Origin of the sequence: Xanthomonas sp. Leaf148, assembly GCF_001423585.1 — a bacterium.
Lineage (GTDB): Bacteria > Pseudomonadota > Gammaproteobacteria > Xanthomonadales > Xanthomonadaceae > Xanthomonas.
Map to the genome: position 1 here is coordinate 264,789 of NZ_LMOP01000001.1, position 14,083 is coordinate 278,871.

General features: G+C 64.5%; 16 protein-coding genes and 2 other RNA genes. 6 read left to right on the plus strand and 12 right to left on the minus strand.

Translation table 11 applies throughout. From position 1 onward, the window contains the following. Nucleotides 1-109: 109 nt before the first annotated feature. The 5 genes from ASF90_RS21130 to ASF90_RS01085 all read right to left on the minus strand — a co-directional run bounded on the left by ASF90_RS21130 (nt 110) and on the right by ASF90_RS01085 (nt 3,061). Nucleotides 110-186: non-coding RNA, sX9 sRNA (locus ASF90_RS21130), on the minus strand. 181 nt (nt 187-367) lie between these two features. After that, a complete protein-coding gene (locus ASF90_RS01070) occupies nt 368-1,327 on the minus strand; it encodes a class I SAM-dependent methyltransferase (protein WP_055844714.1) in 960 nt (319 codons plus the stop codon). A 167-nt stretch (nt 1,328-1,494) separates the two neighbouring features. Continuing rightward, nucleotides 1,495-2,046, minus strand: a complete 552-nt coding sequence (locus tag ASF90_RS01075; protein ID WP_236699180.1) for an N-acetyltransferase — start codon at nt 2,044-2,046, stop codon at nt 1,495-1,497. After that, a complete protein-coding gene (locus ASF90_RS01080; RefSeq protein ID WP_055844717.1) occupies nt 2,046-2,573 on the minus strand; it encodes an alpha/beta fold hydrolase in 528 nt (175 codons plus the stop codon). The genes ASF90_RS01075 and ASF90_RS01080 overlap by 1 nt, the downstream gene beginning before the upstream one ends. Next, complete coding sequence (locus tag ASF90_RS01085; protein ID WP_055844720.1) at nt 2,570-3,061, minus strand: MOSC domain-containing protein; 492 nt, start codon at nt 3,059-3,061, stop codon at nt 2,570-2,572. The genes ASF90_RS01080 and ASF90_RS01085 overlap by 4 nt, the downstream gene beginning before the upstream one ends. A 23-nt stretch (nt 3,062-3,084) precedes the next feature. Between ASF90_RS01085 and ASF90_RS01090 the strand changes: the two genes are divergently transcribed. Beyond that, nucleotides 3,085-3,660, plus strand: a complete 576-nt coding sequence (locus ASF90_RS01090; protein ID WP_055844723.1) for an N-acetylmuramoyl-L-alanine amidase — start codon at nt 3,085-3,087, stop codon at nt 3,658-3,660. A gap of 43 nt (nt 3,661-3,703) precedes the next feature. Here the strand turns inward: ASF90_RS01090 and ASF90_RS01095 are convergent, their stop codons facing one another. The 4 genes from ASF90_RS01095 to ASF90_RS01110 form a co-directional block, all read right to left on the minus strand. Then, nucleotides 3,704-4,654, minus strand: coding sequence for a DUF1684 domain-containing protein (locus ASF90_RS01095; RefSeq protein ID WP_055844725.1), 951 nt, complete (start codon nt 4,652-4,654; stop codon nt 3,704-3,706). An 88-nt stretch (nt 4,655-4,742) separates the two neighbouring features. Then, the gene (locus ASF90_RS01100) at nt 4,743-5,615 is read right to left on the minus strand and encodes a sulfurtransferase (protein ID WP_055844729.1); all 873 of its coding nucleotides are present in this window, start codon (nt 5,613-5,615) and stop codon (nt 4,743-4,745) included. Further along, on the minus strand, nt 5,612-6,409 hold the full coding sequence (locus tag ASF90_RS01105; RefSeq protein ID WP_055844732.1) for a CoA pyrophosphatase: 798 nt from the start codon (nt 6,407-6,409) through the stop codon (nt 5,612-5,614). The genes ASF90_RS01100 and ASF90_RS01105 overlap by 4 nt, the downstream gene beginning before the upstream one ends. 116 nt (nt 6,410-6,525) lie before the next feature. After that, the gene (locus tag ASF90_RS01110) at nt 6,526-7,224 is read right to left on the minus strand and encodes an FKBP-type peptidyl-prolyl cis-trans isomerase (RefSeq protein WP_046964641.1); all 699 of its coding nucleotides are present in this window, start codon (nt 7,222-7,224) and stop codon (nt 6,526-6,528) included. 164 nt (nt 7,225-7,388) lie between these two features. On the opposite strand from ASF90_RS01110, the gene ASF90_RS01115 reads away from it, so the two are divergent. The 4 genes from ASF90_RS01115 to ASF90_RS21135 all read left to right on the plus strand — a co-directional run bounded on the left by ASF90_RS01115 (nt 7,389) and on the right by ASF90_RS21135 (nt 9,407). Beyond that, complete coding sequence (locus ASF90_RS01115) at nt 7,389-8,171, plus strand: enoyl-CoA hydratase-related protein (RefSeq protein ID WP_055844735.1); 783 nt, start codon at nt 7,389-7,391, stop codon at nt 8,169-8,171. Nucleotides 8,172-8,179: 8 nt separating this feature from the next. Further along, nucleotides 8,180-8,551 (plus strand): hypothetical protein, encoded by a 372-nt coding sequence (locus tag ASF90_RS01120; RefSeq protein WP_055844737.1) that lies wholly within the window; start codon nt 8,180-8,182, stop codon nt 8,549-8,551. A 41-nt stretch (nt 8,552-8,592) separates the two neighbouring features. After that, on the plus strand, nt 8,593-9,258 hold the full coding sequence (gene nth, locus ASF90_RS01125) for an endonuclease III (RefSeq protein ID WP_055846191.1): 666 nt from the start codon (nt 8,593-8,595) through the stop codon (nt 9,256-9,258). A gap of 72 nt (nt 9,259-9,330) precedes the next feature. Further along, a non-coding RNA gene (locus ASF90_RS21135) (sX9 sRNA) lies at nt 9,331-9,407 on the plus strand. Nucleotides 9,408-9,711: 304 nt separating this feature from the next. Here the strand turns inward: ASF90_RS21135 and ASF90_RS01130 are convergent. The 3 genes from ASF90_RS01130 to ASF90_RS01140 all read right to left on the minus strand — a co-directional run bounded on the left by ASF90_RS01130 (nt 9,712) and on the right by ASF90_RS01140 (nt 12,399). Beyond that, complete coding sequence (locus ASF90_RS01130) at nt 9,712-11,271, minus strand: SulP family inorganic anion transporter (protein WP_055844740.1); 1,560 nt, start codon at nt 11,269-11,271, stop codon at nt 9,712-9,714. Between the two features lie 11 nt (nt 11,272-11,282). Further along, on the minus strand, nt 11,283-11,963 hold the full coding sequence (locus tag ASF90_RS01135; RefSeq protein ID WP_055844743.1) for a carbonic anhydrase: 681 nt from the start codon (nt 11,961-11,963) through the stop codon (nt 11,283-11,285). A gap of 115 nt (nt 11,964-12,078) precedes the next feature. Further along, a complete protein-coding gene (locus ASF90_RS01140) occupies nt 12,079-12,399 on the minus strand; it encodes a hypothetical protein (RefSeq protein WP_201782813.1) in 321 nt (106 codons plus the stop codon). Between the two features lie 337 nt (nt 12,400-12,736). On the opposite strand from ASF90_RS01140, the gene ASF90_RS01145 reads away from it, so the two are divergent. Then, complete coding sequence (locus tag ASF90_RS01145) at nt 12,737-13,987, plus strand: OprO/OprP family phosphate-selective porin (RefSeq protein ID WP_055844749.1); 1,251 nt, start codon at nt 12,737-12,739, stop codon at nt 13,985-13,987. The last annotated feature ends 96 nt before the right edge of the window (nt 13,988-14,083 follow it).

The window sequence follows — 14,083 nt, forward strand, 5'->3', positions numbered from 1 at the left end:
CACCGAAACCCCTGGACATCACTGCGCCGAACAATCCGCTCAACGACAACGAGATATCCGCAGGAAAACGCACGCCTGCACGCTTGTAGTGCGCCCTGCCCCTTGGAGCGGCTAACAAGACATAGCGTGCAGTCGTCAGGTGGGTGCAGACGGCGCGCTCAGAACCGCAGTGCACGCGTGGCACATGCCGCACCGAGCACCGGCCGTGTCCGCCTGGCGGTGAGTGCAGTCGTCTTGTTAGCTGCTCTTCGCCGACGCGCGCGCCTGGCGTTATCGGTATCCGCAATCGCGCGCCAACGCAGCGGACACTCGCCGGCAACGCACCAACACTCCATGCCGCGCGAGAGTCGCTGCGTCGTCGTTACCCTCAGGCATGCATCGGCTTTTGCGCGATCACAGTGGGAAAAATGCTGGCGCGATCGTCGATGAAACGCACGCTTGCAAAGCCGGCACTCTCCAGCTGTGCGCGCGTTTGCGCATGGGTGCGGAACGATGCCCAGCGCGCCTGGACGATATCGATGAAGACCTGGCTCTGCAGCACCAGAGATGCCTGGTCGATCAGCGCCAGTTTCCACGTGGATTCCGCGCACAGGCTGGGCGGAGGCGTCAGGAAACTCGCCACCAACGTACCGCCCGGCCGCAGCCTGTTGAAGAACGCGCGATAGAGCGCGACCACCCGCGCATCGTCCGGCTCATAGAGATTGAGGCCATTGCTGGTCACCACGTCCGCACTGTCTGCATCGCCCTGCGCCCAGGCATCTTCCAGCCGCAGCGACAGCTGCTGCTCCAGCCCGTAGCGACGTGCCAGCTGCAGCGCACCGTCCAGCGCTTGCGGGTCCAGATCGATCCCGATCAAGCGCACATCCGGGCACTGCCGGTAATCCAGGCTCAACACATCGCCCATCCATCCGCACGGCACCGACGCGATCGTCATGCCGGGCCGCAACAAGGCCTGCAATTGCGCACGGAAGATGCCGAACCGCTCGCGGGTTGCGAGCACGGCCGGCGTCTTCTCGAAAATTTCGTACTCCAGTGCCGGCGTGGTGTCCTGCGGCAGGGTTCCCGCCTCATAGGTGACCAACCGATGCGTCCACTCCGCATTGAGCCCACGATTGCGCAGCAGGAACCGCCCCAACTCCATTGCCCACAGTGCATCGACCAGTTGCAGCAAACGCTCCACTTCGGCAGCAGAACGGCTGGCGTCCTGCCGCAGTCGCGACCGGATCGATGCCAGCAAGGTCGCATCATCCTGCAAGGTATCGCCCGCATGCGAAATCAGGCCGGCACGCGGTTCACTGGGCGGCATCGGTCGCACGTCACATTGCATCTTTTTTCACCTTGGCAAGCGTCAATCGCTGTTGCCGACCATGGTGACGAACGCGGTAATGCGCTGCGGCCGAAAGCGCGATGCAGGGTGCCGGTGAGCGAACGGGCGCCGCCTGTGCGCAGGATCGCGGCTGCATCCGTTCACGCGTGTGCAGCGCTGCGCGCGATTCAGCCCAGACCGAATGCCGGGTGATAGGCCACATCGGCCAGTGGCAACAGCCGGTCGCCGAACGCCAGCGCCTGCAATTCCGATACGGGTGCATCGGGCACGCTCAGCCCCGGCTCGACGGCGAACCCAAACCGCCGGAAAAAACCGGGTTCGCCAAAGGCAACGCATCCCGCCGCGCCGCGCTCGCGCAAGGTGGCCAGGGCTGAGTGCACCAGACGGCTGCCCAGGCCCTGGCGTTGGTGGCCCGGGCCCACCGCCAACGGTCCCAGCGCAAACCAGCCGGACGACCCGTCGGACAAGCTCACCGGCGACACTGCCAGATGGCCGACCACGTAGCCGTCGTGGTCGGCGACCAATGACAGTGCCAGCGCATCGTCATGACGCAGCGCGGCGATCACATGCTGTTCGTCATGACGGCTGTGCTCGGCGAGCATGAACGCCACCATGGTCAATATCTCGATGGCGGCGGCGTCGCCATCGCTGGCCTCGCGAATCAGCACCGCCGTCGCCGGCTCGGCCGGTGTGGGCGGCATGTCGTCAGCCTCGTGCATCACAGGCGCTGCAACAGTTCGGCGAACGCGTTCGCTGCCGTGTCCACATGCGCGGCAAGATCGTGCTCATCGTCGACCAGCAACAGCCGCGCCCGACGCGCCTGCGCCCAGGCGATCACATCGGCGGCAGGGATCAGCGCATCGCGCCAGGCATGCACCACCGAGATCGGCACCGGCGCAGCATCCAGCGCCGGCAGCGGGCCCATCGTGGTTGGCGGCACCATCAAAAACAGCCCGCGTGTCGGCACCTGCAGCGACACCTGCGCCGCGATATAGGCGCCCAGACTGGAGCCCACCAGCACCAGCGGCCCCTTGCCTGCGGCGTCGCGTGCGATCTGCAGCAATCGCTGCAGGCGTCCGCGCACGTCACCGAGCGGGCTGACATCGCGCTGCGCATCAAGATCGGTGAAATCCGGGCGTTCATGGGTCCACCCCAGGCGATCGGCAACCTCGGCCAATGCGCTGACCTTGCGCGCCGCAGGGCCACTTTCGAACCCATGCGCCAGAATGCAATGGCCGCGGCTCATAGCGCCTGCACCGTATCGCCAATACGCAGCACGCCGCCGCGCAGGACACGCGCGCACAGGCCGCCGTGTCCACGCATCGCGTTGTAGCCGCCCGCGCCCAGCGCGTCTTCCATGCGCGAACACGGGTCGCACGGGTCGGTGCCTTCCAGCTCGACATCGCCAATGCGGAAGCGCCGCCCTTTCAACGCGATCAGCGGAATGCCGGCGATTACCAGATTGCGTCGCAGCGTGGCAGGCGCGATCGTCGCATGCCCTGCCAGCGCCGCGATCACCGGCAGATGCTCGGCCTGGATCAAGGTGATCCCACGCTTGCCGCTGCCGCCCTTGTAGCGATCGCCCACCAGCCCGATGCCGGTGGTGGCCTGCGCGGCGTCCACCTCCAGCATCTCCACATCACGCGCCGGACGCACGCCGATCCAGGTCACCTGACCGGTCTGCGGCAGCGTCGCCATCAATTTGCCCAAAGGGCTGTCGGGATTCAAAGCCATCGGCGAATGCTAGCATTCGCTTCATGTCCGATGCCGTCCTGCCGTCGCCACCGATCACCTACGCGCCGTTGTCTTACGAATCGCGACTGGCACGCCGCCGGCTCGAGCACATCGACATGGTGGTCATCCACTGCACCGAATTGCCCGACATGGCCATGGCGCGCGACTACGGCGAGCGCGTGCTCTACGACAGCGGCACCGGCAACAGCGGGCATTACTACATCGATCGCAACGGCAGCATCCAGCAGTACGTGGCGCTAGACCGCGTCGCGCATCACGTGCGCGGCCACAATCCGCATACCTTGGGCATCGAGCTGGTCAACAGCGGCCGCTATCCGCACTGGCTCGACTCGCGCCATCAAGCGATGCGCGAAGCGTATCCGGACGTGCAGATCGCCACGCTAATCACCTTGCTGCAATGGCTGCAGCAGCAGCTGCCATCGGTGCGCCGCATCGCCGGTCATCAGGAACTGGACACCACCCAGGAAGCGGCCAGCGACGATCCGGCACGCAAGATCCAGCGCAAGCTCGATCCCGGCCCGCTGTTTCCATGGCCCCGAATCGAAGCGGCGGTCGGCTGGGCGCACGCATTGCGTTGAGCGCACGGGGCACGCGTCGTCAGCGACCGCAGAACCCGCGCGATCAAGGGTCCACGGCGCGATAGGTTTTTTCGCCCGCATTCACCGCCACCGCCAGCCGGTTTTCCGGCGGCGCGATCGGGCAGACCACATGCGGGGTGAACGCGCAGGGCGGATTTTCGGCGAGATTGAAATCGAGCAGCACACGGCCATCGCGCGGCATCGCGGTGAACAGATAGCGCGCGCCGCCATAGCTTTCCTTGCCACTGGTGCGATCGGTGAACAGAAAAAACAGACCGCTGCCATCGTCCTGCGCGAGCGGCTGCAGATGGTATTCCTGCCCGCCGCGCGTAAACACCGCCTCGCCCGGAACCTCCGCCGTCAATGGCGTGCCGATCGAGGTCAGCAAGGTCACCGACCGTGGCGTGGCATACGGCTGCCAGCGTGCATCGACCCGCCATTGCGGGTCGATCGGGAAATACTCAAAGCCCTGAAATGCGGTCAACGCCGGCGCTGCCGGGTCGCGAAAACGCCAGCCAAACAATGTGCCGGTCTGCACCAGATAGAACTGCCAGTTGTCCACATCGAGCCGGTCGCCACGCCGCTCAGCCCGCTCCGGCTCCAGGCTGACGTCATCGACAGCCTGTCCGTTCAAGCTCACCGCCGCACCGGCAGCCGCCTTGAAGCGCACGTGGCCCTCGGCATCCAGGCTGAGCTGGCCCAGCTGTGCAGGGCCGGCAGGCAACACGACATCGCTGTGCGGATCGCTGCCGACCTGATACCGACCTGCACGCACGCGACCGGAGGCGGTATAGCTCAGCCAGCCATCGGGCGCACGCACGTGTGCCAGCCGTTGCGCGCGAACACGTTCCAGCGCGACCTGATACACCTGCTGCTTATCGGCATTCGAACGATTGGCCGCGCGCACAGCGCCGGCACCGCCAGACTCAGCCGAACACGCAACCATCGCCATCACCGCGACGCACAAGGCGCCCACCTGCAACTGCAACCGCATGCATCCACCCACCACTGCAAGAAACTGCGCTCCGCGCAGTGAGCCTGCGTCCCCACAGACCACCCTTCCTGCGGCTATTGTGCATGCATCAGGCAGCAGTCGCGACCGGACGCGACGGATCCTGCAACCAGCCGCTCCAGGAACCGGCATAGACGCGCGCGCCGGACAGGCCGGCCACTTCCAACGCCAACAGCAGATGGCAGGCGGTCACGCCCGATCCGCACATCACCACGGCCTGCTCGGGCCGGTACGTGCCCAGCAATGCAGATAGCTCGGCACGCAATTCATCGGCCGGTTTAAAGCGGCCATCGCGGAGGCTCAGACCCAGCGGACGACTCACCGCACCCGGCACATGCCCGGCGATCGGATCGATCGGCTCCACCTCACCGCGAAACCGCTCGCCTGCGCGCGCATCCAGCAGCCAACCCGGGGCCTGCTCCAGCCGCGCCAGGATCTGTTCGGCGTCCACTACGGCATTGGCGTCGAAACTGCCGGGATACGCGGCGCCATCGTGCGCTGCTGGCAGCTCGGTGGTCTCGGCCAAGCCGGCGGCGCGCCACGCAGCCAGCCCGCCATCCAGCACCGCCACGCGGCGATGCCCCATCAGCCGCAGCATCCACCACGCGCGTGCGGCGGCCATGCTGCCATCGCCCGCGTCGTAGACCACCACCTGGCTGTGCGGATCGATGCCCCACGCGCCCAGGCGCCTGGCAAAGTCGGCGCTGTGCGGCAACGGATGCCGCCCTTGATCGGCACGCGACAGGTCAGCCAGGTCATGATCGAGATCGACGTAATGCGCGCCGGGCAGATGTCCCTGCGCATACGCCTTGCGTGCCGCCTGCGGATCAGGCGCGGTTGGCGGCGCGGCGCGCGCATCCAATAGCCGCAGCTGCGGGTGCGGCAATGCCGCCGCCAGGGTGGCGCTATCGACCAGCGTGGTCCAGTTCGGATCGGCACTCATGCAACCTGCTCCAGGCGACGACGAAGATTGAGGAGAATGGCCGCAGTGGCGCCCCAGATGCGCTGCCCTGGCCAATCGTATTCGAGCACGCGCCGCTGGCGGCCGCGAAATTCCAGCTCCACGCTGCGCAGATTGTCCGGGTCCATCAGATAGGCCAGCGGCACTTCGAAGACCTCGGCCACCTCTTCCGGCTGCGGCACCGCCACGAACGCGGGGTCGATCACCGCCACCACCGGCGTGACCCGAAACCCGCTCACGGTCAAAAACGGATCCAGATATCCCAGCGCGTGCACCTGCTGCGCACCCAGCGCGATCTCCTCGCAGCTCTCGCGCAAGGCCGCCGCTGCCGCATCGGCATCGGCAGGCTCCATCCGCCCGCCCGGGAAGCTGACCTGCCCGGCATGGTGGCGCAGGCTGTCGGTGCGCCGGGTCAGCAGCACCATCGTGCCCTGCTCGCGCGGCACCAGGCCGCATAGCACCGCCGCTTCGGCGGACGCACCGCCCTCGCTAAGATCGATCAGTTCGGCATGGTTCCAGCCCGGCCCGTCGGGTGCGGTGTCCAGCGAATACAGCGCCCGGCGCAACTGCGCGTACTCGGGCAGCGCGGCCATGAGCCCACGTGCGGGCAACACGGTGTGCAACAACTCCTGGCGTTCGGCGTCACTCATGCTCATCCACCGTGCAATTTCATCCAGGCTGCGCAGGCAGCCGACACAGTGCGACTGCGCGTCCAACGAACATACACCGATACATGGGCTGGGCAGATCCCCGCGATTGGAATCGGTGTCGCTCATCGCGCGTTTCCGCAGCCGCGGCGTGGGTGTTTCATCGCTCTCTTCAGCAAGGTTGGGACGCCAAAACGACAACGCCGGCCTGGCGGCCGGCGTTGTCAGTGCAACAGCACAAGCAATTACTTGACGCTGACCAGCTTGATCTCGAACTGCACCGCCACGTTCGGCGGGAACGGCGTACGCGGGTCGGCGCCATAGGCCTGATCCGACGGCAACGTCACTTCCCACTTGGAGCCGGCCGGCATCTGCAGCAGGGTCTCGCGCATGGCCTTCATTTCGACTTCGCTGACCTTGATGGCCGGGATCTGCTGCGCCGGACGCGCCTTCTCACGGTCGCCGAAGGGGAACGGACCGGCCACTTCCAGCTGCACGGTGCTGGCCTGGGTCGGCTTGGCGCCCTTGCCCGCTTCGATCACGCGGTACTGCACGCCGCTCGGCAGCGTCTGCACGCCAGCGGTGCCCTTGTTCTTGGCCAGGAACTGCTCGCTCTTGGTCTTGTTGGCAGCAGCGGCCTTGTCGTACTCGGCCTTGGCCTGCTGGGCACGGCCCTGCTCACGCTTCTGGAACGCTTCGACCGCCGGCTTCAGCTGGTCGGCAGTGATCGCCGGCTGCTTCTTGGCATAGGCGTCCTGCAGACCCTTTACCACCGCGTTGATGTCGAGCTGCTCGCCGCGACCGGTGAGTTCGGCAAGGTTATTGCCGTAGTCGTAACCGAAGTAATAGCTCAACTTGCCCTTTTCGGACGTCGTGTCCTGGGCCAGTGCATTGCCCGTCAGGGCCAGGGCCGCCACAGCGACCGCGATAGAACGCAACTTCATCAAACAATTCTCCAGGGTGGTGGCACAGGACGGGTCTGCCGCCTGAGATGACGCGCTAGGATAGCGGCCGCGATACCGAACCGCTACTTATCACGAAAGCTATGACCAGCAAGACTTTCGGAAGTTCCGTATTTACTATTTTTTTACGTTCGCAAGGGTTTGCCATGTCCAATGACGTCATTCTGATCGCCGATCACGCCAGTGTCCGGACCATTACGGTCAATCGGCCGGACAAACTGAACGCATTGAACCGCGACACCATGCTGGCGCTGGACCAGGCGTTCGTGGACGCGGCAAGCGCCGACGACGTGCGCGTGGTGGTCCTCACTGGCGCCGGGCCCAAATCCTTCGTGGCCGGCGCGGACATCGCCGAAATGAGCGCGTTGTCGGCGATGGACGGCCGGGAATTTTCGCTGGTCGGGCAGCGCTTGATGCGCCGGATCGAACGCATGCCCAAACCGGTGATCGGCATGATCAACGGATTTGCGCTCGGCGGCGGGCTGGAGCTGGCAATGGCCTGCCATCTGCGCATCGCCGCATCCACCGCACGGCTGGGGCAGCCAGAAATCAATCTCGGCCTGATTCCCGGCTTCGGCGGCACCCAGCGCCTGTTGCGCCTGACCGGCCGTGCCGCAGCACTGGAACTGTGCCTGCTCGGCATGCCGATCGATGCAGCGCGCGCACTGCAACTGGGCCTGGTCAATCGCGTGGTCGAGCCCGACGCCTTGCAGGAAGAAACCCGGACCCTGGCCCAACGCCTGGCGAGCGCCGCGCCGCTGGCAGTGCGCGGCATTCTGGATGCGGTCGTGTTCGGCGGCGAATGCGGCATCGAAGAAGGCCTGCAGCTGGAAACCGCGCAATTTGCGCTGCTGTTCGCCAGCGAGGACATGCGCGAAGGCACCCGCGCGTTCCTCGACAAGCGCCCCGCACAGTTTCACAACCGCTGAGCACCGTGATGCCGCACGCCACCCTACCGGCACCGCGCGCACTGGCCATGCGCTTGTTCGACTGCGTTCAAGCGGACGATCTCGATCGCGCACTGCAACTGGGCCTGATGGACTACCGGCCGGCCCCGCACCTCGATGCAGCGGATGCACCGGTCGTTGCAGCCCTGCTCGCCGCACAACAGCGCCTGCGCGCTGCCTGGGCCGCGCGCGAACGCTATCGCGCACGTGCCGCTCGGCTGCAACGCCGCGCCGCCGAACGTGACGCGCGGCGCACGCCCGCACCGGCACCCAGCCAGCCGGCAGCAGCGGCGTTGCCGCCGTTAGCCGCGGCGATCCTGGCGCGTGCCAAAGCCAAGGCAGCGGGAGGAACGCCGTCTTGAACGCTGCACGCCCTGCACCGCCGGCGCGTCGCAGCAGCGCCATGCGCAAGCCTGAAATACAGGAAATGTTCGAGCGTCTGCGCGAACTCAATCCACACCCGACCACCGAGCTGGAATACACCACGCCATTCGAGCTGTTGATCGCAGTGTTGCTGTCCGCGCAGGCCACCGATGTCGGCGTCAACAAGGCCACCCGTAAGTTGTATCCGGTCGCCAATACCCCGCGCGACATTCTCGATCTTGGCGAAGAAGGACTGAAGCGCTACATCGCCACCATCGGCCTGTTCAACGCCAAGGCCAAGAACGTCATCGCCACCTGCCGCATTCTGCTCGAGCAATACGGCGGCGAGGTGCCGCACGATCGCGCAGCGCTGGAAGCCTTGCCCGGCGTCGGCCGCAAGACCGCCAACGTGGTGCTCAACACCGCATTCGGCGAACCGACGATGGCCGTGGACACGCATATCTTTCGCGTCTCCAACCGCACCGGCCTTGCACCGGGCAAGGACGTGCGCGCGGTCGAAGACAAACTGGTCAAGGTCATCCCTGCAGAATTCCTGCACGACGCACACCACTGGCTGATCCTGCACGGACGCTACGTCTGCAAGGCCCGCAAACCCGATTGCCCGGGCTGCGTGATCCATGACCTGTGCCGCTACCGCGACAAGACCCCGGCGGCCGCCGAACGGCCGGCAGAGCCGAAGCGTTGACCGGGCCTAGGGGGCAGCTAAAGAAACAACTGCGCTCACCGCCCGGCGGGCGCGGCCGCTGCTCGGTGCGGCATGGACCACGCATACACGCCGGTTCTAAGCGTGCCGTCCACACCTACCTGACGACTGCTCGCTGCGTTTTGTGAGCCGCTCCAAGGCGATATGGCTGACACGCACTAGCCATCAGACCCGGACCGGGCCAGCTGCATGCCGCCACCGCTGCTCAACGCAATCGCGTTGCCGGCAATCGCACCGCTGGTGGAGAGATGGCCGCCATCAGTAGGTTGGCGTTAGGCGCCTCGTGTCATCAGCCCACACACAAGCGGTCACGCATCCCCAATCTCAATCCCGGCGCAAAAAAAATCGCGACCGGATGATGCGTCTTTCGGCGCCATGCATCATCCGGTCACGACAGATGTCACCCGGCGCGAACGCCGGGCGTTTGTCACTGACTTATGCCGCTTTGCGCGGTTCGCCCACCAACGTTCTTTCCACGGTCGGCTGACCTTCGACGCGGCGGTCCAGCTCCTTCCAATCCACTACCAGCTCGCATCCGCGCGAAGCCGCATTCCGGCTCCAATCACGCAGCAACTCGATGCAGGCATGGTCGACGTGATGCAGCTTGGCCACGTCCAGATGCAGCGCGGTGTTCGGCGGCACGCTTTCCAGCGTCCGCGCCATTGCCGGCACTTTCAGGAACGTTGCCGACCCCTGCAGGGTCAGATGCATTTCGTCCTTCTTGTCGGCGTGCTCGCGCACCTCGACCTTCAGACGCGACGAATGCAGGGCCAGACGGAACAGCGACAGGCCGAAGCCGATCAACACGCCGGTCAGCAGGTCGGTCGCCACAATCGCGAAGGTGGTCGCCAGGTAGATGGCCGCAGTTCCACGACCGTAAGTCGCCAACTCCTTGACCTGCCCGATCTTGATCATCTTCACGCCCGTATAGACCAGGATGCCGGCAAGACATGCCACCGGCGTCATCCGCAACAACCACGGCAGCAGCATTGCGAAGACCAGCAACCAACCGCCATGCAGGATGGTCGAGGTCCGCGTGGCTGCACCGGCCTGGACATTGGCCGCACTACGCACGATCACGCCAGTCATCGGCAATGCGCCCAGGAAGCCGCACAGCATATTGCCAACGCCCTGCGCCGCCAGCTCACGGTCGTACTGCGTCCGTGCGCCTTGGTGCATGCGATCTACCGCCGCCGCCGACAGCAACGTTTCGGCGCTGGCGATAAAGGCAAAGGTCACCGCCGATACCAGCAAGGTGTGGTTGAACACGCCAAAGATGTCGGAGAAGCTGGGGATGGTGATCGCCGAGAACAGGTTGGTCGGAACGTCGACACGATTGACGTCCAGCCCCTGCAGCTGCGCCGTCGCGGTCACCGCGACCACCGCGATCAACGCACCCGGCAGGAAGCGCAGACGCGTCGGACGCAGCTTGTCCCAGGCCAGGATGATCCCGATCGTCGCCAGACCCACGAACAATGCGGTGCGGCCGGTGCCTGCACTGATCGCCTGCCACAACACGGCAGGCAATGCAGCGAAGTTTTCCAGACCACGCGCCTTGGGCGCGGCATCCATCAGCACATGCGCCTGCGATGCCACGATCAGGATGCCGATGCCCGACAACATGCCGGCCACCACGGCCGGCGATGTCATGCGGAACCACACACCCGCGCGGCACAGACCGGCAACCAGCTGAATCGCACCGGCCACCAGGATCACCGGACCAAGCGCGGCAACGCCGTGCTCACGCACCAGTTCGAACACCAACACAGCCAGGCCGGCGGCCGGACCGCTCACCTGCAAAGGAGAGCCTGCCAGAAAGCCAACGACCAGCCCGCCGATGATGCCGGTGATCAGACCTGTGGCCGGAGGCATTCCGGACGCGATCGCAATACCCATGCACAACGGCAGCGCAACAAGAAAGACCACGACAGACGACAACAAATCACGCCCGAACAGTCCCTGACGGAAATATCCGCCGATACCTGATGTGTTCATGATCGACTCCGTCAGACGAGTTCAGCGCGGACGACTTGCTGCAGTCGCGGACGCGGAGTGGCTTCTGGAGTGCTTTCGGCCAGCAACGGGCGGAAGCCGCCCTTCTCGGCATCGAAGGCGCGGATCTCCCCGTGGGCGATATCGTAGATCCAGCCATGGATCCGCAAGGTGCCAGCCGCCAGACGGGCTGCAACCACCGGCTGCGTGCGCAGGTGATCGAGCTGCGAGACCACGTTCTCTTCGGTCATGCAGGTCAACGCGTCCTGGCTGTGCGGATCGTGGCCGTGATGCGCGGTGACGTGACGTGCCGCATCGGTGTGCTTGAGCCACGCCGCCACGGACGGAACATCTTCCAGCGATTCCGGCTTGAGCACTGCCTTCATCGCGCCGCAGTCGGTATGACCGCAGATCACGATGTGACGCACGCCCAGAACGGCGATGGCGTACTCGATCGCCGCAACCACGCCGCTGACGTGCTGGGAGTAAGGCGGCACCACGTTGCCGATGTTGCGATAGACGAACAATTCACCGGGCTGCGCGGAGAAGATCAGCTCCGGCATAACGCGCGAGTCGGCGCAAGTGATGAACAGCGTATGCGGGCTTTGGCCGCCGGCCAGTTCCTGAAAGCGCGCACTCTGGCGCGGATACACTTCTTTACGGAAATGACGAAAACCTTCTAGCAAACTTTCCATGGGAGATTCCTCTAGGCAACGAATAGCAGTCCGCGGCGCAAACCGCGAATTGCAAAGACAAACAAATCAATAAGAAATCCGGCGCGCAGTGCACCGGGTACAGCGACAGCGGGGATCAGCCAAGCAGCGCGTTTGGAGGACGCAGTTGCGGGATCAGGTCGCGTTTTTGATTTGCAGGCGCATGATGCGCGTGCCAAGAAGGGGAATACCGCGCCAGCATCGGCCAAGCTTGGGAGAGCAAGGGGATATCGTCTGCAGGCTGTGTGTCGACTTGGCTTTGTGTATCGCCATCGTCCTGCGGATCTTCTGCTGCATCGCGTTCTTCGCCAGCTTCCACCATCACCGCAACGCCGTCGCCCACCAACGCATCGCAGATGCGCGTGTGTGCATTGGCTGCCGACCACGCAGTGAGCGCGAGCAGGCAGACCAACAGCAGTTGGAGGAATCGAGGAAACATAGCCTCGAAACTAACAATTTAGAACCTGCATGCGCAAGTGGTGCGTTGCACAACCTGACATATATGTTCAGTTGGTAAGGGTTCCGGTTCAGGTCGCCAGGTCAGGCAGCCTCTAGTGCTGCCGGCCCAGCGTGATGCAGTGCACTGTCACATGGCCAGCACGTTCAGATTTTTGACACACGATGACATAGTACAAACCAGCGTAAATCCTTGTCTTTATTGGCAAAAATCATTTATTACGTTTCAGTGTTTTTGTCACATTAACGCAACTTTCACGCCATAGCCTGCGCCCACTTTCTCAGGTCGCAAGGCATCTATGAAACTCGCTCCCACCCTGCTTGGCGCAGCACTACTCCTGGCACTTGCCGCACCGGCCGCGCATGCCGAAATCGCCATCGATGTGATCGGCGGTTCCGAAGTCTCGCTGGAAGGCCTGGTCCAGGCCGACGGCAACTGGTTCCATAACGATGTGCAGGACCTCAACGGTCCGATCGGCGCCAATGGCGACAATTCCGAGTTCAGCATCCGTCGCGCCGAATTGGTGCTCAAGGGCAAGGGCCCGGGCAACATCGAATGGGTGGCCGGCTACGACCCGAGCGTGCTGAAGGAAGTGACCATCCGCGGTACCACCATCCGCAGCACCGGGCGTTTTCTGGACAACAACGTCAAGTACAAGTTTGGCGGCAACGCCAACAACTACCTGCAGATCGGTCAGTTCAAGCAGCCCAACAGCCTGGAAGAACTTTCCAGCACCAAGAACAACGACTTCGTGTCCAAGGCGTCGGTGACCAATACCTACGGCATCTCGCGCCGGCTGGGCGTGGCGTACGGCACGGGTGACAACAACTGGAGCGTGACTGCCAGCGCATTCGGCCGCGAACTGACCCGCAACCAGGCCCATGGCAGCGGCTACGGCGCGCGTGGCACCTGGGCGCCGATCAACGAAAGCGGCAACGTCCTGCACTTCGGTCTGAGCTACCTGGGTTACGACACCGACGACGACACCCTGCGTCTGCGCGCACGTCCGGACGCCGACCTCACCACCATCCGTCTGATCGACAGCGGCGCCATCACCAATGTGGATCGCGTGGGCGTGGCCGGTGCCGAAGCGATGTGGGTCACCGGGCCGTTCAAGCTGCAGAGCGAATATTTCCAGGAGACCGCCAAGCGCATCGGCAACAACGCGCAGGATTACAAGAGCGACGGTTGGTATGTCAGCGGCGTGTGGAACATCACTGGCGAAACCTGGGGCTACAAGGCCGGCGTGCCGACCACCCCGCTGCCGAACGAACCGGCATCGGGCCTGTGGCAGCTGGCCGCGCGCTACGACACGCTGGACCTCAACGATGGCCACCTGATCGCCAACGGCAACACTCCATTCGTGGACGGCGTGCTGGGCGGCAAAATGAACGTGTGGACCATCGGCGCCAACTGGTATTGGCGCTCCAACTTCAAGTTCGCGCTCGACTACGCGAAGGTGGAAAGCACCCGTTACAGCAGCGCCACGCGTGGTCTTGTCGACGACAACCCGTCGATCATCGAAGCACGCGCGCAGTTCTATTGGTAAGTGTCCGCACCGTTGGCCACCGTGCACGCGCTTGAGCGGATGCGGTGGCCAAGTGCACCTCAACGCGACCCGGCATTCCCCGGCGTGCGTTGGATA